The 19,082-nt window shown below is 62.0% G+C and carries 17 protein-coding genes and 1 tRNA gene; 6 read left to right on the top strand and 12 right to left on the bottom strand.

The genetic code is table 11. The annotated features are described in order from the left end of the window. Nucleotides 1–18: 18 nt before the first annotated feature. The 3 genes from ACYQ1P_RS15165 (at nucleotide 19) to ACYQ1P_RS15155 (ending at nucleotide 2,666) form a co-directional block, all read left to right on the top strand. Nucleotides 19–1,035, top strand: a complete 1,017-nt coding sequence (locus tag ACYQ1P_RS15165; protein WP_460021181.1) for an amino acid ABC transporter substrate-binding protein — start codon at nucleotides 19–21, stop codon at nucleotides 1,033–1,035. Between the two features lie 222 nt (nucleotides 1,036–1,257). Then, a complete protein-coding gene (locus ACYQ1P_RS15160; RefSeq protein ID WP_460021180.1) occupies nucleotides 1,258–1,614 on the top strand; it encodes a DUF952 domain-containing protein in 357 nt (118 codons plus the stop codon). Then, nucleotides 1,614–2,666, top strand: coding sequence for a quinone-dependent dihydroorotate dehydrogenase (locus tag ACYQ1P_RS15155; protein ID WP_460021179.1), 1,053 nt, complete (start codon nucleotides 1,614–1,616; stop codon nucleotides 2,664–2,666). Before ACYQ1P_RS15160 ends, ACYQ1P_RS15155 begins: the two co-directional genes overlap by 1 nt. Nucleotides 2,667–2,911: 245 nt before the next feature. Here ACYQ1P_RS15155 and ACYQ1P_RS15150 read toward each other — a convergent pair whose 3' ends face one another. Then, nucleotides 2,912–3,742, bottom strand: a complete 831-nt coding sequence (locus tag ACYQ1P_RS15150; protein ID WP_460021178.1) for a tetratricopeptide repeat protein — start codon at nucleotides 3,740–3,742, stop codon at nucleotides 2,912–2,914. A gap of 116 nt (nucleotides 3,743–3,858) precedes the next feature. Here ACYQ1P_RS15150 and ACYQ1P_RS15145 point away from each other — a divergent pair, with 116 nt between their 5' ends. Together ACYQ1P_RS15145 and ACYQ1P_RS15140 are read left to right on the top strand one after the other, a co-directional pair. After that, nucleotides 3,859–4,314 (top strand): MarR family winged helix-turn-helix transcriptional regulator, encoded by a 456-nt coding sequence (locus ACYQ1P_RS15145; RefSeq protein WP_460021177.1) that lies wholly within the window; start codon nucleotides 3,859–3,861, stop codon nucleotides 4,312–4,314. Between the two features lie 108 nt (nucleotides 4,315–4,422). Then, nucleotides 4,423–4,563, top strand: coding sequence for a hypothetical protein (locus ACYQ1P_RS15140; RefSeq protein ID WP_460021176.1), 141 nt, complete (start codon nucleotides 4,423–4,425; stop codon nucleotides 4,561–4,563). A 249-nt stretch (nucleotides 4,564–4,812) separates the two neighbouring features. Here ACYQ1P_RS15140 and ACYQ1P_RS15135 read toward each other — a convergent pair whose 3' ends face one another. The 6 genes from ACYQ1P_RS15135 to ACYQ1P_RS15110 all read right to left on the bottom strand — a co-directional run bounded on the left by ACYQ1P_RS15135 (nucleotide 4,813) and on the right by ACYQ1P_RS15110 (nucleotide 13,156). After that, nucleotides 4,813–6,369 (bottom strand): 2-isopropylmalate synthase, encoded by a 1,557-nt coding sequence (locus tag ACYQ1P_RS15135; protein WP_460021175.1) that lies wholly within the window; start codon nucleotides 6,367–6,369, stop codon nucleotides 4,813–4,815. A gap of 467 nt (nucleotides 6,370–6,836) precedes the next feature. After that, on the bottom strand, nucleotides 6,837–8,390 hold the full coding sequence (gene guaA, locus ACYQ1P_RS15130; RefSeq protein ID WP_460021174.1) for a glutamine-hydrolyzing GMP synthase: 1,554 nt from the start codon (nucleotides 8,388–8,390) through the stop codon (nucleotides 6,837–6,839). 55 nt (nucleotides 8,391–8,445) lie between these two features. After that, complete coding sequence (locus ACYQ1P_RS15125; protein ID WP_460021173.1) at nucleotides 8,446–9,807, bottom strand: RsmB/NOP family class I SAM-dependent RNA methyltransferase; 1,362 nt, start codon at nucleotides 9,805–9,807, stop codon at nucleotides 8,446–8,448. A gap of 4 nt (nucleotides 9,808–9,811) precedes the next feature. Continuing rightward, a complete protein-coding gene (gene guaB / locus ACYQ1P_RS15120) occupies nucleotides 9,812–11,284 on the bottom strand; it encodes an IMP dehydrogenase (RefSeq protein ID WP_460021172.1) in 1,473 nt (490 codons plus the stop codon). A gap of 73 nt (nucleotides 11,285–11,357) precedes the next feature. Beyond that, nucleotides 11,358–12,077 (bottom strand): RlmE family RNA methyltransferase, encoded by a 720-nt coding sequence (locus tag ACYQ1P_RS15115; RefSeq protein ID WP_460021171.1) that lies wholly within the window; start codon nucleotides 12,075–12,077, stop codon nucleotides 11,358–11,360. Then, nucleotides 12,074–13,156 carry a Ppx/GppA phosphatase family protein gene (locus ACYQ1P_RS15110; RefSeq protein WP_460021170.1) on the bottom strand — a complete coding sequence of 361 codons (1,083 nt, stop codon included), beginning with the start codon at nucleotides 13,154–13,156 and terminating at the stop codon, nucleotides 12,074–12,076. The genes ACYQ1P_RS15115 and ACYQ1P_RS15110 overlap by 4 nt, the downstream gene beginning before the upstream one ends. Before the next feature lie 159 nt (nucleotides 13,157–13,315). Here ACYQ1P_RS15110 and ACYQ1P_RS15105 point away from each other — a divergent pair. Next, nucleotides 13,316–13,392: transfer RNA gene (locus tag ACYQ1P_RS15105), tRNA-Gln, on the top strand. Nucleotides 13,393–13,544: 152 nt separating this feature from the next. Here ACYQ1P_RS15105 and ACYQ1P_RS15100 read toward each other — a convergent pair. The 5 genes from ACYQ1P_RS15100 to ACYQ1P_RS15080 form a co-directional block, all read right to left on the bottom strand. Beyond that, nucleotides 13,545–13,829, bottom strand: coding sequence for an acylphosphatase (locus tag ACYQ1P_RS15100; RefSeq protein ID WP_460021169.1), 285 nt, complete (start codon nucleotides 13,827–13,829; stop codon nucleotides 13,545–13,547). Continuing rightward, entirely contained in the window at nucleotides 13,826–15,811 is a 1,986-nt protein-coding gene (locus ACYQ1P_RS15095) for an acetyl-CoA carboxylase biotin carboxylase subunit (RefSeq protein ID WP_460021168.1), read from the bottom strand. Before ACYQ1P_RS15095 ends, ACYQ1P_RS15100 begins: the two co-directional genes overlap by 4 nt. A gap of 16 nt (nucleotides 15,812–15,827) precedes the next feature. After that, complete coding sequence (locus ACYQ1P_RS15090) at nucleotides 15,828–17,360, bottom strand: acyl-CoA carboxylase subunit beta (protein ID WP_460021167.1); 1,533 nt, start codon at nucleotides 17,358–17,360, stop codon at nucleotides 15,828–15,830. Between the two features lie 108 nt (nucleotides 17,361–17,468). After that, nucleotides 17,469–18,239, bottom strand: coding sequence for a hypothetical protein (locus ACYQ1P_RS15085; protein ID WP_460021166.1), 771 nt, complete (start codon nucleotides 18,237–18,239; stop codon nucleotides 17,469–17,471). An 84-nt stretch (nucleotides 18,240–18,323) separates the two neighbouring features. Further along, nucleotides 18,324–19,040, bottom strand: a complete 717-nt coding sequence (locus tag ACYQ1P_RS15080; protein ID WP_460021165.1) for an ATP12 family chaperone protein — start codon at nucleotides 19,038–19,040, stop codon at nucleotides 18,324–18,326. Nucleotides 19,041–19,082 lie beyond the last annotated feature (42 nt).

The raw sequence follows: 19,082 nt of genomic DNA, 5'->3' as shown, positions 1-19,082 counted from the left end.
AATTATAGAATCGGATGGATGATGCGTTGGTTGTGGTTGGCCCTGATGGTGGGAATGGTCGGGAGCGCGCCCGCGCAGGCTGGCGCGGTGCTCGACGCGGTGCGCGAGCGCGGCTACGTGAAATGCGGTGCCGGGGAAGGCCATCTGGGATTCGTGGTTCGGAACGAGGATGGGGTCTGGGAAGGATTCGACGTGGATTTCTGCCGCGTCATTGCCGCCGCCGTTTTGGGGGATGCCGCGAAAGTCCAGGTGTTGCCGGTCAGCAATCAGCTTCGACTGCCCATGGTGCAGAACGGTGATGTCGATGTGCTTTACCGCACCACCACCTGGACGCTGACCCGGGATACTCTGCCCGGTCTCAATTTTGCCGGGGTCAATTTCTATGACGGGCAGGGCTTCATGGTGTCGCGCGCCTCGGGAATCCGCAATCTGGCGCAACTCAAGGGCCGGATCGTTTGCGCGGCGGATCATGCCACCGGGTTGAATAACGTCACCGACTATTCGGCCAGCCACGATATGGCTTTCGAGATCAAGTCCTTCGCCTCGCAGGATGTGCTGAAAAACGCCTTGTTTCTGGGCAAGTGCGATGCCTACGCGGAAGACATCTCCGGTCTGGCGGCGATCCGTGCCTACAATGCACCGGTGCCCGAGGACTATCTGATTCTGCCCGAGGCGATTTCCAAGGAACCCCTGGGGCCGGTGGTGCGCAGTGACGATGATCAATGGTTCGATATCGTCAAATGGACCCTGTTCGCGACCATCGAGGCCGAGGAAAGGGGGATCACCTCGGCCAACATCGACGATTTCCTGATCACCAGGGATGCCGCCCTGGGCCGCTTTCTCGGGACGACGTCCGAGTTGGGGGCGGCCCTGGGGCTGGATGCGTCCTGGGCCTATCGGATTATCAAGCAGGTGGGCAACTACGGCGAAATCTTCGAGCGTAATATCGGTCCGCAAAGCCGCGTCGGCCTGCAACGGGGGTTGAACGATTTATGGACCCGGGGTGGCCTGATGTATGCCCCGCCCTTTCGCTGAGACGGAATTCTGGATAAAAAAATCCCCCGGCCAGGTGTCGGATCATGGGACCGAGGGAGCGGACCCATAAAGGGCCCAGGGGGAGAATGGGGAATCGGGGAGACCGATTCGAAACGAAAAGCAATGAGCATCTCACTCATATGAGAATTATTCTAATATGCTGTTGTGGGGTGAAAAAACACTTTTTTTGCTGAGGGTATTGGCGCAAGTCAGGAACGAAACATGACAGTGATTCATCATCTGGCCCACGCTGAATCCTGGCGACAGGCCCAGGATATCGGATTCTATGACGGCTTGGCGGCGGATCGGGCCGATGGCTTTCTGCATTTCTCGACCGGGGCGCAGATTCGTGAAAGCGCCGCCCGACATCGGGCCGGGGAGACCGGATTGCTCCTGTTGACGGTGCTAGCCGAGGATTTGGGGGCAGATTTGCGCTGGGAGAAATCCCGTGGCGGGGCGCTGTTTCCGCATCTTTATGGCCGCCTTTCGGTGGCACAAGTGCAACGGGTCGATCCATTGCCGCTGGATGGCGAAGGCCGACATGTCTTTCCGGCTGATCTGTTCGCGGAGCAGGCGTGATGGGCGATTGGTATAGCCTGGCCTGGCCCCTGTTGCGGCAACTGAATCCCGAGACGGCCCATGGGCTGGCCTTGTGGAGCTTGCGCCGGGGGCTGACGCCGCGTCCGCCGTCCGTCGAGGCACCCAATCTCAGGTGTCGCCTGTGGGGCCTGGATTTTCCCAATCCGGTGGGCTTGGCCGCCGGATTCGACAAGGACGGCGAGGTCCCCGACGCGGTGCTGGAATTGGGGTTTGGCTTCACCGAAATCGGCAGCATCACACCCGAGCCGCAGCCGGGCAACCCGCCGCCCCGGCTGTTCCGACTGATCGAGGAGCGCGGGGTGATCAACCGCATGGGCTTCAACAGCCAGGGGCTGGAAGTGGCGCGGAAAAATCTGGCGGGGCGGCCTCGCCGCGGCATCGTCGGGGTGAATCTGGGCAAGAACAAGACCAGCCCCGACGCCGCCGCCGATTATGTGCGGGGCGTGGAAACCCTCGGCCCCTATGCGGACTATCTGGTGGTCAACGTCTCATCGCCCAATACGCCGGGCCTGCGCGCCTTGCAGGGGCGGGCAGAGTTGGCGGCCCTGCTGACGGCGGTCAAGGCGGCCCGCGACAGCCTGGATGAGCGTCCGCCCCTGTTGCTCAAAATCGCCCCCGATCTGACCGGAGAGGACAAGGCGGATATCGCCGCCGTGGTCCTGGATCTGGGCATCGACGGGCTGATTGCCACCAATACCACAATCACCCGCCCGGACAATCTGACGTCGCCCCATCGGGGGGAGAGTGGCGGCCTCAGCGGTCAACCGCTCACCGATTTGTCGGCCCGGGTGCTGGCGGACATGTACCGATTGACCGGGGGCCGTCTGCCGTTGATCGGGGTGGGTGGCATTGCCAATGGGCAGCAAGCCTATGCCCGCATCCGGGCCGGAGCCTCCCTGGTCCAGATCTATTCGGCCATGGTCTACGCGGGGCCGGGATTGGTGGCGCGAATCAAGGGCGAGCTGAGTGCGTTGCTGACCGCCGATGGGTTCGGCAGCGTCATGGATGCCGTCGGCGCGGACCACAAGTAAAGTTCAAGTAAATCAAAAAAAGACCGCGCGACAGGGGGAAATCGTCGCGCGGTCAAAGGGGTGTGTTCCAAGAGCACGAGGAAAAAGTCACTCATCATGACTTGATCCTGACACGGGAATTAGGGGAATTCGGAGGAGCAACCCCCGTGTCTGTGTGATTTGAATGTATAACTTTGGCCTAAAAGTGTCAATAATTAAATTACATATTAGATAATGTGAATAACAGTTTTTTTGAATGTTCTTATTTACTTGGCGGAATCGGGCGGTGTCTCCGAGGGGGCGATTCCGAGGACCGCGGCGGCCCGGTCGGCGGCGGGCAGGGATTGCAATTTTTGATAGAATTCAATGTTTTGCATAACTTTTGGGGGCGAAAGAACCCGCCCGCAGATTTCCGCTGCCTGATCCATCTGTCCGGCCAATCCGTGGATCAGCGCCAGATTGAGCACCACCCGGGGCGTGGCCTCGGGGGCCGTTGCGACCGGCGTGAGGGTGCGCAGGGCCTCGTCGAATTCCCCGTCCAAGGCCATGGACAAGGCCAGATTGTTGGTCAGGGAACTGTTGCCGGGGGCTTTTTCCAAGCCGTCCACATAGGCCGTTTGAGCCTCATCGTGGCGGGCCAGCAGATCGAGGGATACGCCGAGACCGCTGTAGACTCGGGGGTCATCGGGCAGCAGCTGCGCCGCAGCCTGGAATTGGGGCAGGGCGTCGCCGGGATTGCCAGTCCCGATCAGCGCCTTGCCCAGGCCGAGCCGGGCGGTCGGGTTGTCGGGGGCGAGGGCGACGGCCCGGGTGAAGGCGGCGGCGGCCTGGGGGTGATCGCCCAGCGCCTCCGCCGTCGCTCCCAGTTCCAGCAGCGGGGCCAGATTGTCAGGTTCCATGCGGTGGGCGCGCTCGTACATGCGTCCGGCACTGACCAGATCGCCGCCGCGCCGGGTGATGTCGGCGACCCGCATCACCTGGGCCAAATCGGCCGCGTGGTTGTCGCGGGCGCGTTCCTCCGCCGTCGGCACCGGACCGGCGCAGCCCGCCGTCAGCAACAACAGCGGCAGGATTGTCAACAATACGCGGTACGCCATGGAAATAGGACCTCAATGTGGGGAATACTTGTGATTCCGAAACAATCCCCTTATACATGAAAACACCTTATGGGACAGGGGGGCTTTGTTCCCGGGTCCACTTCGTGGAGGCAAGCTTGAAAGAGCAATACCTGGATCTGACCAAGCTGATTGAACGCCTGCACCGGCGTTTTCTGGACGTGCTGCGCGCCGAGTTGAATCGCCTGGGAATCAAGGAAATCAATGGTGTGCAGGCACTGCTGTTGGCCAATATCGGCGACGAGGACATTGTCATCCGGGATCTGGTCGAGCGCGGCTACTACCAGGGCTCCAACGTTTCCTACAACATCAAGAAGCTGGTCGATTTCGGCTATCTGGAGCAGGAGCGGGTCGAACACGACCGGCGCTCGGTGCGGGTCAGCCTGACCCAGAAATCCAAGGATCTGGTGGCCCACATCCGCGACATGGAAGAACGCAACGCCGCCGCTCTGGCCGAGGAAGGGCTGGATGGCGAGGAGATCAAGGCGGCCTTCAAGACCCTGCGCCGCCTGGAACGCACCTGGGCCGACTATATCCAATATGGCGATTTCTGAGCTTGCTCGGGTCGGGCGCGCACTGGGACGCGGTCTATGGCAAGAAAGCCAGCCACGGGGTTTCGTGGTTCCAGTCCTTCCGGCCCGTAAAAATGCAGCGGCCTGCCGGTGCAACGCTATAGCGCCGAAACCCTGACCGCCCGCCTCGGCGATGGCTTCTACCTGGTCGAGGGCCTGGAAGAAGTGCACCACACCCCGAAAGGCGGCAGCCAACGGTTTTCGTATGCGTTGGTACGGGTTGGGGGGTGAAAGTGAAATGAGGTGTTCTATTTAATGCCCAGCCCCTGAAAATAGGGCCACCGTCTCTTCGTCGGACAGGTCGTGGATGTGCTTCAGATAATGCAACCCGACCTTCGGCGCGTCGGCTTTGCCTGGCGACCCACAGGCTGGAAAAACATGCCGAACGCCTCGTCGAACGGACGACTGGGGCGATACCCGCCCGTCGCGCCACGCCGACCGACGTAGGGGCCGACGTGGCGTATTCTGGTGGGACGGTGCTCAGACCGTCACCGCCTGCGGCTTTCCTCTTTCCCGTTTGACGAACAGCTTGTTCAGGGCGTTCACATAAGCCTTGGCCGAGGCGACCAGAGTGTCCGTATCGGCCCCCTGGCCGTTGACGGAGCGGCCGTCTTCTTCCAGCCGCACGGTAACTTCCGCCTGCGCATCGGTGCCGCCGGTGATGGCATGGACCTGGTACAATTGCAGGCGCGCCTGATTGGGCACCAGTTCCTTGATGCATTTGAAGGCGGCGTCCACCGGACCGTCCCCGCTGCCGACGGTGGAGAACATCTTGCCGTCAATTTCCAGCTCCATGGCCGCCACCGGAGGATTGTGCTTGGTGCCGCACTTGATCTCCATGGCGATCAGTTTCACCCGGTCATTGGTGCGCACCACCTCGTCATCGACGATGGCCATCAAATCCTCGTCGAACACGTCCTTTTTGCGGTCGGCCAGGTGCTTGAAGCGAACGAAGGCGTCGTTGATCGCGTTGTCGCCCAACTCGTAGCCCAATTCGCGCAGCTTGTCCTTGAAGGCGGCGCGGCCGGAATGTTTGCCCAGCACCAGGGTGGACTTGCTCAGGCCGACGGATTCCGGGGTCATGATTTCATAGGTTTCGGCATTTTTCAGCATGCCGTCCTGATGAATCCCGGACTCATGGGCGAAAGCGTTGGCCCCGACAATGGCCTTGTTGGGTTGCACGTTGAAGCCGGTAATGCTCGACAACAGCCGCGAGGCGCGGGTGATCTGCGTGGTGTCGATGCCGGTGACGAAGGGCATGTGGTCGTGGCGGGTGCGCAGGGCCATGACCACTTCCTCCATGGCCGCGTTGCCGGCCCGCTCGCCGATGCCGTTGATGGTGCATTCCACCTGCCGCGCCCCGGCCCCCACGGCGGCCAGGGAATTGGCCACCGCCAGTCCCAAGTCATTATGGCAATGCACCGAGATAATGGCCTTGTCGATGTTTGGCACCCGGTCATACAACATGCGGATCAGGGACGAAAATTCGTCGGGAATGGCATAGCCGACGGTGTCGGGGATGTTGATGGTCCCGGCCCCGGCGGCGATGGCGGCCTCGACGCAGCGGCACAGGAAATCATGCTCGGTGCGCGAACCGTCCTCGGCCGACCATTCCACGTCGTCGACCAGATTGCGGGCATGGGTGACGCTGGAGGTCACCATTTCCAACACTTTCTCTGGGGCCATCAGCAATTTGTACTTCATGTGCAGCGGGCTGGTGGAGATGAAGGTATGGATGCGCTTGCGGGGGGCCGGGGCGACCGCTTCGGCGCAGCGGTCGATGTCGCCGCGAGTCGCCCGGGCCAGGCCACAGACGACGGAATTCTTGACTGTGCGGGCGACTTCGCGCACCGCCTCGAAGTCGCCGTCAGAAGCGATGGGGAATCCGGCCTCAATCACATCGACGCCCAGGTCTTCCAGGGCTTTGGCGATGCGCAATTTCTCGTCCAGATTCATGGAGCAACCGGGCGACTGCTCGCCGTCGCGCAAGGTGGTATCGAAAACAATCACACGATTGGATTCAGTGATGGCGTTCATGGTTCAGGTCCTTCAATCGAAAATATCACGGGATGGGATGGCGATCCCCTGAGCGGCTGTCGGCAAACGACGGAGTGTTGCGGCTCAGGGGCGCGTAAGTCGAAGGAGCCCGTCCAGAAGCAGGGCGCGCGGCAACAGGCGGGATGCAGCAGCATCCTCAGCAGTCGGAATCATGACCGTGAAAGGGACGGCGGTCATCGTTGGAGTCCGTTTCCTGTGCGTTGCGAAAATCGACGTTTCTAAAATAAGGGGACGGGGGAGGGGCCTGTCAATGGAAAATGCACCGAAGAGGCTGGCCGCTGTCTCGAAGGATGGGGTTATGCTTTTTCAGGCGGTAGCCCAGCCTGAACGAGATGGCGTCCCATGCCCACCCAAAAGCTATCGACAGAATCTGAAAAAAGTTATTATTTTTCAGTTAATTATATTGTAGTGAGGCGTGATTTTGGATGCGCACGGATGGACCTGAATCATTCCCACTCAATGGTCCCCGGCGGCTTCGAGGTGATGTCATACGTCACCCGGTTGATGCCCTTCACCTCGTTGATGATGCGATTGCTCACCCGGGCCAGGAAGGCCATGTCGAAGTGGTAGAAGTCCGCCGTCATGCCATCGGTCGAGGTGACGGCGCGCAGGGCGCAGGCGTAGTCGTAGGTGCGGGCGTCACCCATCACGCCAACGGTCTGTACCGGCAGCAGCACGGCGAAGGCCTGCCAGATGGCATCATAGAGCCCGGCGTTGAGAATCTCTTCGCGGTAGATGGCGTCGGCCCGTCGCAACACGTCGAGCTTCTCGCGGGTGATCGGCTGACCGGGAATGCGGATGGCCAGACCAGGGCCGGGGAACGGATGGCGGCCGACAAAGGCCTCCGGCAATCCTAGTTCCCGGCCCAGGGCACGCACCTCGTCCTTGAACAGTTCGCGCAGCGGCTCGACCAGTTTCATGTTCATGCGGTCGGGCAGGCCCCCCACGTTATGGTGCGACTTGATGGTCACCGAGGGGCCGCCGATGAACGACACGGATTCGATGACATCCGGATAAAGGGTCCCCTGGGCCAGGAAATCAGCCCCGCCAATGTTCTTGGCCTCTTGTTCAAAAACATCAATGAACAGGCTGCCGATGGCCTTGCGCTTTTTCTCCGGGTCGGTCTGCCCCTCAATGGCTTTGAGGAACATGTCGGAGGCGTCGCGGTGCACCAGCGGAATATTGTAGTGGTCGCGGAACAGACTGACCACTTCCTCCGGTTCGTCCTGGCGCATGAATCCGTGATCGACGAACACGCAGGTCAACTGATCGCCGATGGCCTCGTGCAGCAGCACCGCCACCACCGAGGAATCAACGCCGCCGGACAGGCCGCAAATGACCCGGCCCGACCCCACCTGCTCGCGGACTTTGGCGATAGCCTGGGACTTGAAGTGGGCCATGGTCCAGTCGCCGCCACAGCCGCAAACCCGATGGGTGAAATTTTCCAACAGCTTGGCCCCGTGCGGCGTATGCACCACCTCGGGATGGAATTGCAGGCCATAGAAGTGCTTTTCGTCGTTGGCGATGGCGGCATAGGGCGAGCCCTGGGAAGTGGCCACGGCGCGGAAGCCAGGCGGGATGGCGTCAATGCGGTCGCCGTGGCTCATCCAGACCTGTTCCTTCGAGCCCACCTCCCAGACCCCATGGAACAGCGCGCAGTCTTCCACCACGTCCACATAAGCGCGGCCGAATTCCCGATGGTTGGATTCTTCCACCCTGCCGCCCAACTGGGCGCAGATGGTCTGTTCGCCGTAACAGATGCCGAGCAGCGGCAGGCCCATGTCAAACAATTCCTGCGGCGCCCGTGGGGTGTCGGTGAGAGTCACCGAGGCCGGGCCACCGGACAGGATGACGCCGCGCGGGTCATAGGCGCGGATGCTTTCGGCGGTCACCTTGTTGAACGGATGGATCTCCGAATAGACCCCGCTTTCCCGCACCCGTCGGGCAATCAACTGGGTGACCTGGGAGCCAAAATCAATAATCAGGATACGGTCGGACATGGACAAGCTGGAACCTCGCGCTGGGTCATTGGCGGAGAATAAACGGTCAGATGTTCTACCCCGTCCGCTCCAGAATGGCACAGAAAAAACCGTCGGTGCCGTGGTCGGCGGGGGTCAATTGCAGATAGGGGCTCTCGGTCGGGCAGGGGCCGTCCAGCACATCCCGCCAGACCTCGGCCACCGGGATCGGGTGAAAGCCCGAATGGTCGTCGAGAAAGCGGCTGACCTGCTGTTCGTTTTCCTCGCCGAGCAGGGAGCAGGTGGCGTAAATCAGCCGACCGCCGGTCTGCACCATGCGGGCGGCATGGCTTAGAATGGACTGTTGGCGACGGATCAGGGCTTTCAGGTCGTCGGCGCTCAGATGATTTTTCTGCTCCGGTTTGCGCCGCCAGGTGCCGCTGCCGCTGCACGGCGCGTCGATCAGCACCCGCTGGGCCAGATCCCGGTTGCGTTCTACCCAGCGATCCTGTTCCGAGGACAGGGTGCGGCGGATGACGCCGGTGCGGATGCCGGCCCGGACCAGCCGATTGTCCATGCGATGCAGTCGTTTGGCGGAGGTGTCGCAGGCGAAAATCCGGCCATGCACATTGTCGGGCCGCCCCGGCGTGGTGCCCATGGTGGCGGCCAGTGCGAGGGTCTTGCCCCCGGCTCCGGCGCAGAAATCCACCACCGTCATGCCGTAGCGCGCATCCACCAGCAAGGAGAGAATCTGCGAGCCCTCGTCCTGGACCTCGACGCGGCCCTCGCGAAAGAGGTCGAGGCCGCCCAACCGGACCCGCCCGGTGAGGCGCAATCCGATAGGCGAAAAGGGAGTCCTCTCGGCGAAAAGGCCTTCGGCGGTCAGGGCCTCGCGGGCCTCGTCGCGGGTGCTTTTAAGGGTATTGACCCGCAGGTCCAGCGCCGCCGGTTGATTAAGCGCTTGCATCTGCCGTTCCAGATCGTCCCCCCAACGCTCCTGAAGCGAAACTTCCATCCATTGGGGAAATTCATGGGCCACCCAAACGGGCATGTCGGCGTGGCGAAAGGTTTGGCCTTCGAGCTGTTCGGCCAAAGCCCGCTCATGGGCGGTCAACAGGTCGGGACAGTGGCGGTTGCCGTTGAACAGCTCCGACATCTGGGCTGCGTTCTGTTCGTTGTTCAGGATCAGGTCGGAGATCATCCGGGCGCGCAGCCGCGTGGGGCCATCCAGCGGCTTGGAAGTGGGGAAGCTGGACCAGATCCGGTCGACCCACCAGTCGAGGCCGCTGCGACGGCGGATTTGCTGATAGACCAACTCGCTGATGGCACGGCGGTCGCGGGAGCCGACAAAGCGACGACTGCGGAAAAAACCGTCCATCAGTGCCTCGACCGGCTGCTGGCCCCGTTCCGCCTCCTGGAGCAACTCGATGGCTGACTTGATGCGCGCGCCGGGCGTCACGAGGTCAGGTGCCGATGCGGTAGTTGGGAGCCTCGCGGGTGATGGTCACGTCATGAACATGGCTTTCCCGCAGACCGGCATTGGTAATGCGGCGGAACTGACAGTTGCTCTGCATTTCGGGGATGGTGGCATTGCCGGTGTAGCCCATGGCAGCGCGCAGCCCCCCCATCAACTGATGCACCACCTGTCCGGCCGGACCCTTGTAGGGGACGCGGCCTTCGATGCCTTCCGGCACCAGCTTCAGATTGTCCGACACGTCCTGCTGGAAATAGCGGTCGGCGGAGCCCTTGGCCATGGCCCCCAGGGAGCCCATGCCGCGATAGGACTTATAGGAACGGCCCTGATAGAGGAAGACCTCGCCCGGGCTTTCGTCGGTCCCGGCGAGCAGTGAGCCGATCATCACGCTGTCGGCCCCGGCGGCGATGGCCTTGGCCACGTCCCCGGAATACTTGATACCGCCATCGGCGATGCAGGGTACCCCCGCCGCCCGGCAGGCGACCGCCGTTTCCATGACGGCGGTCAATTGCGGCACGCCGACCCCGGCCACCATGCGGGTGGTGCAGATGGAGCCCGGCCCGATGCCGATCTTGACCGCATCGGCTCCGGCGTCGATCAGCGCCTTGGCGGCATCGGCGGTGGCGATGTTGCCGGCAATGACCTGCACCCGGTTGGAAATCTTCTTGATATAGGCAACGGCTTCGAGAACGCCTTTGGAGTGGCCGTGGGCGGTGTCGACCACCAACACATCCACCGAGGCGTCGATCAAGGCTTCGGCGCGGGCAAAGCCGTTGGCGCCGACCCCGGTGGCCGCCGCCACCCGCAGGCGGCCCTGTTCATCCTTGCAGGCATTGGGGAAGGTCTTGGCTTTTTCAATGTCCTTGACGGTGATCAGGCCAATGCAGCGGAAATCGTCATCCACCACCAGCAGCTTCTCGATGCGGTGCTGATGGAGCAGCCGTTTGGCCTCCTCCATGTCGACGCCCTCGCGCACGGTGACCAGCGGACATTGGTCCGTATGGCGGGTCATCAGTTCTTGCACCTGTTGCGCGGGATTGATGGCGAAACGTACATCGCGGTTGGTCAGAATGCCGCGCAGCACGCCGCCCTTCTCGACCACCGGAATACCGGAAAAATGGTGCGCCGTCATGAGGTCCAGCGCATCGGACAGGCAGGCGTCGGGGGTGATGGTCATGGGATCGACGACCATGCCGGACTCGAACTTCTTGACCGCCCGGACTTCATTGGCCTGCTCGGCAGGGTCGAGATTTTTGTGGATGACGCCGATGCCGCCGCCCTGGGCCATGGCGATGGCCATGTTGCGTTCGGTCACCGTGTCCATGGCGGCGGAGATCATCGGAATCCCGAGACGGATGCTGCGGGTCAACTGGGTCGTGGTATCCGCTTCCGCCGGTAGAACGGACGATGCCGCCGGGACCAGCAAGACGTCATCGAACGCCAAAGCCTCGGGAATGTTCATAATGCCTCCATGCGCGTTTGGCCGCACAGAATACACCAGCCCGCCCGGATGCCAAGCAGGCTTTGTTAGGGCCTCAGTCCGTTGGATTTTCTGCCCGAAATCCGGTGGCGATGACGTAAATCTCCGACGAATCGGCGCGGCTCGACGGCGGCTTGGCATGGCGCACGGTGCGGAACATCTGTTTCATTCGGGCCAGCAATTGGGTTTCTGTGCCGCCCTGAAAGACCTTGGCCACGAATCCCCCGCCCGGGGCCAGGACCTCGGCGGCAAATTCCAGCGCGGCATCGACCAGCCCCATGATTCGCAGGTGATCGGTCGGGGCATGGCCGGTGACCGGGGCCGCCATGTCGCTGACCACCCAGTCGCAGGGGCCGTCAAGCGCCGCCTTCAGGCGATCAGGCGCGCTGGGGTCCATGAAATCCAGATGCAGCACCGTGGCCCCGGGGAGTTCGTCCATTTCGGCGATATCCAGGGCCACCACCTGACCCTGTTTGCCCACGGCGGCGAGCAGCACCTGGGTCCAGCCGCCGGGGGCCGCGCCGAGATCGACGACCCGCATTCCCGGCTTGATCAGGTGATATTTCTGATCCAGTTCCAGCAGCTTGAAGGCGGCCCGGGAGCGATAGCCGCGCTTGCGGGCTTCCAGCACGTAAGGGTCGTTGAGTTGCCGCTGGAGCCAACGGGTGGACGAGATCTTGCGTCCCTTGGCGGTGCGGACGCGCACCGTCTTGCTGCGACCGGCCAGACCGCCCGGCCCCTTGCCGCTCCGTTTCTTCGAAGGCCCCGACGTCATGGCTGGCCCGTGCTACCGGCGACGACAGGCAGGCGGAGGGGGCCGAAAACGTAGCCATCGGCGGTCATCATGTCGAGCAGCAGGCCCTCGCGGATGCCCCGGTCGGCGATGCGCAGCCGACCCACCGGCCAACGGCGACACAGGGCTTCGAGAATGGCGCAACCGGCGACCACCAGATCGGCCCGACCGCGCCCGATGGCCGGAATTTCAGCCCGTTGGTCACAGGACATGGAACAGAGCTTCTCCCGCGCCACTTCCAGGTCGGAAAATTTCATGCTCATGCCATCGACCCGCGAGCGGCAATACTGGTGCAGCTTCAAATGCACCGCGCCGAGGGTGGTTACCGTGCCCGAGGTGCCCACCATCTGCACCCGCTTGCGGGCCACTTCTTCGGAAATGCAGTGGTCGCGGTCGAAGCGCATCAGATCCCCTTCGACCTTCGACATCATGGCGCGATAGACCTTTTGCGGCACCGGGTCGCAGTCGAAGTTCTCGGTCAGGGTGACGACGCCGTGCGGCAGGGAAATAGCCCCGAGAACCTTGGGCAGGCCGCGCCGGGGGATCTCCGCCCACAGCAGTTCGGTAGAGCCGCCGCCAATATCGAACACCAGCGCCTTGCGGTGGTGCCGATCAAGCAGCGGCGCACAACCGCGCAGGGCCAGATTGGCTTCTTCCAGCGGCGTGATGGCTTCCATGCGCAGGCCGGTCTCGTGGCTGACCCGGGCGACGAATTCCGGCCCGTTGACGGCGCGGCGGCAGGCCTCGGTGGCGACGCTGCGGACTTGTCGGATATTGTCTCGGCGCTCGATCCGCTCGGCACAGATCTTGAGCGCTTCCAGCGCCCGGTCCATGGCCTGCTCGGACAAACGGCCGCTGTGCGACAGTCCCTCGCCCAACCGCACGATGCGCGAAAAGGAATCGACCACCCGAATGCCGCGCGGGCAGGGTTTGGCGATCAGCAGGCGGCAGTTGTTGGTGCCCAGGTCGATGGCCGCATAGAGCCCCTGCTCCGAGGCAGGGGGTTGAACGCTGTCCCCTCGGGTCGGAGGGGTGAGGGGAACCGCCGTGGGTGTCTCCATGAACGTCAGGGGCCTAAGCTGTCATTGGTCGATGTTCTTTTTATGACCATACGCCAAGAATCCGCCGAACCCAAGGAGAACCACGCATCCCGCTGCACGACCCGACATTGGGGCTTGTGGGAGCATGGGCTTTTTGCTAGTAAAGGCGCCTTCGCTCGATGGGGTGTAGCTCAATTGGTAGTAGCGCCTGATTCTGGTTCAGGAGGTTGAGGGTTCGATTCCTTCCACCCCAGCCATCGAGACAATTATCTAAATCAATATATTGATGGATGTCTGTGCTCTGAGATGGGCTGGCGGCGCGGATCGCGGCTCAGTATGAGGGTATCGTTTGCCATCAACAGGGTCCTCACCCCGCGCCGCAGCCAATGGAGGCGTGTCGAAGGGGCGGCTACAGAGTCGGCAATCCCACGAATCCGGGATGTTGCGGCGGGTCGGCGGGTTTGGGGTAGACGCCGCTGACCCGGGCCGCGGTGGGGCCGGTCGCACAGGCCGCCAGCATGTCGTTGACCCGATCCACCGGGCCGCTGAACAGGGCTTCCACCGACCCATCCCGCCGATTGCGGACCCATCCGTTCAGGCCCCGGCGTTGCGCCTCGGCGGTCGTCCAGCCGCGAAACCAGACCCCTTGCACCCGGCCTTCGATGCGCACCAGAACTGATTTTTGTTCAATCATTCAAATTCGAGGATAATCTGATCCACGGAAAGGCTATCCCCTTGCTTCGCATGGGCTTTCTTGATCACGCCATCGCGTGCGGCGCGCAGGACGTTTTCCATCTTCATGGCTTCGATGACCGCCAGTTCCTCGCCTTCCTTGACGTCCCGGCCTTCTTCGACCGCCACCGAAAGCAACAGTCCCGGCATGGGCGAAAGCAGATAGCGGGACATATCCGGCGGCTCTTTGTGCGGCATCAGTTCTTGCAGGCTGGCGGTTTTAGGCGACATGATCAGGGCATCGGCCTGCGATCCGGCATGGAACATGCGATAGCCGAAGCTGTGGCGCTCCACCTGCACATAGACCGGGCGGGTGTTGATCTTGGCCCGGAACAGCGTTTCTCCAAACTGCCATTGGCTGAGCACCTGATAGGGTTCCTTGTCGATCACGATATGGAACCCGCCGTCGATGACGCTGACCTCGATCTCGTAGCGATGCTCTCCCACATAGCCGACCCATTCGTAGCCCACCTGGCGCTCGCGACCGGGAATTTGCCCGGAAATCTGGGAGGCACGGATCTGGAAAGCCTGATGAATGAAGGTGGCCACGGAAACCAGCAGCTTGGGATCGTCATGGGGCACATCCGCCGGGTGGAAGCCGTCCGGATATTCCTCGGCGATGAGGTTGGTGTTGATCCGTCCCGACAAAAAGCGGGGGTGCGCCATCAAGGCGGCGAGGAAGCTGATATTGTGCGAGACTCCGCGAATATGGAATTCATCCAACGACCGCTGCATGTGCTGAATGGCGTGGTCCCGGTCGGCCCCGTAGGTCACCAGCTTGGCGATCATCGGGTCGTAATACATGGAAATCTCGCCGCCCTCTTCGACGCCGGTGTCGACGCGCACGTATTTGGTTTCTTTCGGCGGCACGTAGTTGGTCAGGCGACCAATGGACGGTAAAAAGTTGCGGAACGGGTCCTCGGCATAAATCCGCGATTCGATGGCCCATCCGCGGATCGACACGCCGCTTTGGTCGAACGGCAATTTCTCCCCGGCGGCAATGCGGATCATCCATTCGACCAGATCAAGGCCGGTGATCAATTCGGTGACCGGATGCTCCACCTGCAAACGGGTGTTCATTTCCAGAAAGAAGAAATTGCGGTCCTTGTCGACGATGAATTCCACCGTGCCGGCGGATTTGTAGTTCACGGCCTTGGCCAGGGCCACCGCCTCGGCCCCCATCGCCTTGCGCACCGCAGGGGTGAGGAAGGCCGACGGGGCCTCCTCGATGACCTTTTGGTGGCGGCGCTGGATGGAGCATTCGCGCTCGCCTAGATACACCGTGTTGCCGAAGCTGTCGGCCAGGATTTGGATTTCGATATGGCGCGGCTCTTCGATGAATTTCTCCACGAACACCCGGTCGTCGCCAAAGCTCGATGCAGCCTCGGAACGGGAGCGTTGCAGGCCGTCGCGACATTCCTCGTCGTTCCAGGCAATGCGCATGCCCTTGCCGCCGCCACCGGCGGAGGCCTTGAGCATCACCGGGTAGCCAATCTGGTTGGCGATTTTGACCGCATCGTCAATATCTGAAACGGCATCGGGATGGCCGGGGACGCAACTCACCCCCGCAGCATTGGCCAGCTTTTTGGAGGTGATCTTGTCGCCCATGGCGTCCATGGCGTCGGGGCCGGGACCGATCAGCACGATCCCCTCTGCTTCGAGACGGCGGGCGAAGGCGGCATTTTCCGACAGGAAGCCATATCCCGGATGGATGGCCTCGGCACCGGTGTCACGGCAGGCCTTGATGATGTTATCGGCCACCAAATACGACTGATTGGTCGGGGCAGGGCCGATACAGACCTTTTCATCGGCCATGTCGGCATGCAGGGCATCCTTGTCGGCCTCCGAATGGACCGCGACGGTGGCGATGCCCATTTTCTTGGCCGTCTTCATCACCCGGCAGGCGATTTCCCCACGATTGGCGATCAGGATTTTTTTGAACATGATGCTTTCTCCCTGATCAAAGCGGTATGTTGCCGTGTTTGCGCCAGGGGTTTTTGACCTCCTTGTTGCGCAACATGGCCAGCGACCGACAGACCCGCTTGCGGGTTTCGTGCGGCATGATCACGTCGTCGATGAATCCCCGGTGTCCCGCAATGAACGGATTGGCGAACTTCTGCCGATATTCCTCCGTGCGGGCGGCAATTTTCTCGGCGTTGCCCAGGTCCTGACGGAAAATGATTTCCACCGCGCCCTTCGGTCCCATCACGGCGATTTCCGCCGTCGGCCAGGCGAAATTCACGTCGCCGCGCAGATGCTTGGAGCTCATCACATCGTAGGCCCCGCCATAGGCCTTGCGGGTGATCACCGTGACCTTGGGCACCGTGGCTTCGGTGAAGGCATAGAGCAGCTTCGCCCCGTGCTTGATGATGCCGCCGTATTCCTGGTCGGTGCCGGGCATGAAGCCGGGCACATCGACGAAGGTGACGATGGGGATATTGAAGGCATCGCAAAACCGCACGAACCGCGCGGCCTTGCGGGCGGAATCGATATCCAGGCAACCGGCCAGCACCATCGGCTGATTGGCCACGATGCCCACCGTCGAGCCTTCCATGCGCCCGAATCCGATGATGATGTTGGCCGCGAAAGCCGGTTGAATCTCGAAAAAGTCATTCTCGTCAACGACCTTGGTGATCAGTTCCTTCATGTCATAGGGCTTGTTCGGATTGCCCGGCACGATGGTGTCGAGAGAGACATTGTGCCGGTCCGCCGGGTCCGGCGTCGGACGGATGGGGGCCTTGTCCTTGTTGCTGGAGGGCAGAAAATCGACAAAGCGGCGCAGCATCAACAGCGCCTCCACATCGTTTTCGAAGGCCACGTCGGCCACCCCGGACTTGGAGGAATGGGTCAAGGCCCCCCCCAACTGCTCGGCGGTGACTTCTTCGTGGGTCACCGTTTTCACCACCTCGGGGCCGGTGACAAACATGTAGGACGTATCCTGAACCATGAAGATGAAGTCGGTCATGGCCGGGGAATAGACCGCTCCCCCGGCGCAGGGCCCCATGATGACGGAGATCTGTGGGATGACGCCCGAGGCCAGCACATTGCGCTCAAATACCTCCGCGTAACCGGCCAGGGAGTCGACCCCTTCCTGGATGCGGGCCCCGCCGGAATCGTTCAGCCCGATGACCGGCGCGCCGACCTCCATGGCCCGATCCATGATCTTGGTGATCTTGGCGGCGTGGCTCTCCGAAAGGGAGCCGCCGAAAACCGTGAAATCCTGGCTGAAGATGAAAACCAGGCGCCCGTTGACCGTACCGTAACCGGTCACCACCCCGTCCCCGGGGGTCTTGTTGTCGGCCATCCCGAAATCGGTGCAGCGATGCTCGACGAACATGTCCCACTCCTCGAAGGAGCCGGGATCGAGAAAAAGATCAATGCGCTCGCGAGCCGTCAGCTTGCCTTTGCTGTGTTGCGCGTCAATCCGGCGTTGTCCGCCGCCAAGCCGCGCCAGTTGACGCTTTTCGTCTAGTTTGCGGATGATATCGTGCATGGATCTCCCCTCGGATTTGTGCGCACCGAACGGCAATATCATGTAATAGCACGTCAAATCCATGCTGCACCAGCGAAAAGAATTCGCAGGGGCAAAACGGCCTGTGGATCAGCCGCCCTTTTTCCCCTGGGCGCGGATGGCGGCGATCAATTGCGCCATTTCCGGGCTCGCGGATTCCGGCAGGGGGTGGTCGGGGTCCGTTTGTCGCCGTTGGAGGGCGGAGATCAGAGCCTGGATCGGACGGATCAGGCCCTTGCGGATCAGGGTCATGATCAGATAGGCCATGACGAAAACCATCACCATCAGGAATCCGGTTATTTCGACGATGGTACGGATCGAGCGTTCTTTTTGGCGCGTCAGGTCAAAAACCGTTTCCACCACCCCCAAGGTCTCACCCTCGCGGATGTGCACCCGGTTTGCATCCTTGTGACAATAGCCGCACTCCTTGTCGGCCCGGATGGGCGACCAATAGGTCAGCAGAACGCCATCTACCAAAGAGGCCGGTTTGCCGCTCTCCAGGACCTGGGTGATTTGAGGTCGGTCGGCCTGTCGGCCCTCGACGGCGGAAAACTGCGCTTCGATCAGCGGCGAGCGAATGACGCGAAAGCGATAGGTTTGACCGGCGCTAAATCGGGCATAGAGTTCTTCAATCTTGGCAGGGACCCCCTCCAGGCCCACTTTCGAGTCCTGGATCATCGCCTCCTTGGTGGTCAACATGGTCAACTTGATCATGTTGGAGAGTTCGTCCGAAACCATCCGCGCATGTTCGCGGGCGACCGCCGTGTCGTGCTCGTACAGCCGATAGGGCAGCAGGGCCAGCAGCCCGCCCAACGTGACCACCACCATGAATGCGATGGATCGAAGAAGCTTTTTTTCCATGCTGCCTTTCCTGTCCGAGTCGGTCCGGGATACTTTTCCGGAGGCAAGCCTACGCGAAAATGCCCGCCCTGGAATTGCTCTTGATCAAACCTCGGACGGAGAAAGCAGGGCGAACAGCCGCGCGGCGGCCTCGAAATCCGCCCGCAATTCCGCCCGATGGGCCAGCGCCTCGTCGTCTTCGCCCCATTTTTCCATCTGATAGGTCTCGTCGATCTGCGAAACATCAAAGGCCTGCCCGGCATCCAGGTGCCCCTCGGCCAGGGCCAGGGCGATGGCCAGGGACCCGGCGGAGCGGGCGGCGGCGGAGAGGGCCGAGAGGTGAAAGGAATCCAGCGTTTCCAATGCGGCGCGCAGACACGCCAGGGCGGTATCCGGTTGAGGAATGGCCAGCACCCCGTCGGTGATGGTCAGCCGCGCCCCATGTCGCGCCGCCAGCCAGTCGAGCAGGGGGTCCCAGGCGGCGGCCTGTCGGGCCACCAGATCGGCCGGGAATTTCGCACGGTAACACAATAAGTCGGTTCCCGCATAGGCCAGCAGGTGGTCGATGACCTCCTGTCGCACCACTGAAATACGGTCAATGGCGGTACAGGTCAGGCGCATCAGCGGCATCCGATGGGGACGGATTTCCGTCTCCTGGGCCGCCCATTCGGCGGCGATGGCCTCGGCCAGCCCTTGTTGCGCCACAACCAGCGCCGCCCCTTCGGGAGTCTTGATCGGTCGACCGTCGAGCAAAACGGCGAAACCGCCGCCGGAGGCGGGACCGGCGGCGGCCTGTTTATAAAAGCGGCGCTTAGCCCTCATGCTTCGACAAGCTCATGCTTCGACAAGCTCAGCATGAGGGTG

It is taken from the genome of Magnetospira thiophila, from assembly GCF_054657015.1.
The sequence above is the reverse complement of the archived record's forward strand: the minus strand, read 5'-3'. Positions and strand labels throughout refer to the sequence as shown.

What these genes read in the sequence shown, in the direction of transcription:
- guaA (WP_460021174.1), bottom strand. Translation starts at nt 8,390, where the DNA reads ATGTCCGACCGTATCCTGATTATTGATTTTGGCTCCCAGGTCACCCAG.
- ACYQ1P_RS15135 (WP_460021175.1), bottom strand. Translation starts at nt 6,369, where the DNA reads ATGAACGCCATCACTGAATCCAATCGTGTGATTGTTTTCGATACCACC.
- ACYQ1P_RS15165 (WP_460021181.1), top strand. Translation starts at nt 19, where the DNA reads ATGATGCGTTGGTTGTGGTTGGCCCTGATGGTGGGAATGGTCGGGAGC.
- ACYQ1P_RS15095 (WP_460021168.1), bottom strand. Translation starts at nt 15,811, where the DNA reads ATGTTCAAAAAAATCCTGATCGCCAATCGTGGGGAAATCGCCTGCCGG.
- ACYQ1P_RS15115 (WP_460021171.1), bottom strand. Translation starts at nt 12,077, where the DNA reads ATGACGTCGGGGCCTTCGAAGAAACGGAGCGGCAAGGGGCCGGGCGGT.
- ACYQ1P_RS15110 (WP_460021170.1), bottom strand. Translation starts at nt 13,156, where the DNA reads ATGGAGACACCCACGGCGGTTCCCCTCACCCCTCCGACCCGAGGGGAC.
- ACYQ1P_RS15085 (WP_460021166.1), bottom strand. Translation starts at nt 18,239, where the DNA reads ATGGAAAAAAAGCTTCTTCGATCCATCGCATTCATGGTGGTGGTCACG.
- ACYQ1P_RS15080 (WP_460021165.1), bottom strand. Translation starts at nt 19,040, where the DNA reads ATGAGGGCTAAGCGCCGCTTTTATAAACAGGCCGCCGCCGGTCCCGCC.
- guaB (WP_460021172.1), bottom strand. Translation starts at nt 11,284, where the DNA reads ATGAACATTCCCGAGGCTTTGGCGTTCGATGACGTCTTGCTGGTCCCG.
- ACYQ1P_RS15100 (WP_460021169.1), bottom strand. Translation starts at nt 13,829, where the DNA reads ATGATTGAACAAAAATCAGTTCTGGTGCGCATCGAAGGCCGGGTGCAA.
- ACYQ1P_RS15155 (WP_460021179.1), top strand. Translation starts at nt 1,614, where the DNA reads ATGGGCGATTGGTATAGCCTGGCCTGGCCCCTGTTGCGGCAACTGAAT.
- ACYQ1P_RS15090 (WP_460021167.1), bottom strand. Translation starts at nt 17,360, where the DNA reads ATGCACGATATCATCCGCAAACTAGACGAAAAGCGTCAACTGGCGCGG.
- ACYQ1P_RS15150 (WP_460021178.1), bottom strand. Translation starts at nt 3,742, where the DNA reads ATGGCGTACCGCGTATTGTTGACAATCCTGCCGCTGTTGTTGCTGACG.
- ACYQ1P_RS15160 (WP_460021180.1), top strand. Translation starts at nt 1,258, where the DNA reads ATGACAGTGATTCATCATCTGGCCCACGCTGAATCCTGGCGACAGGCC.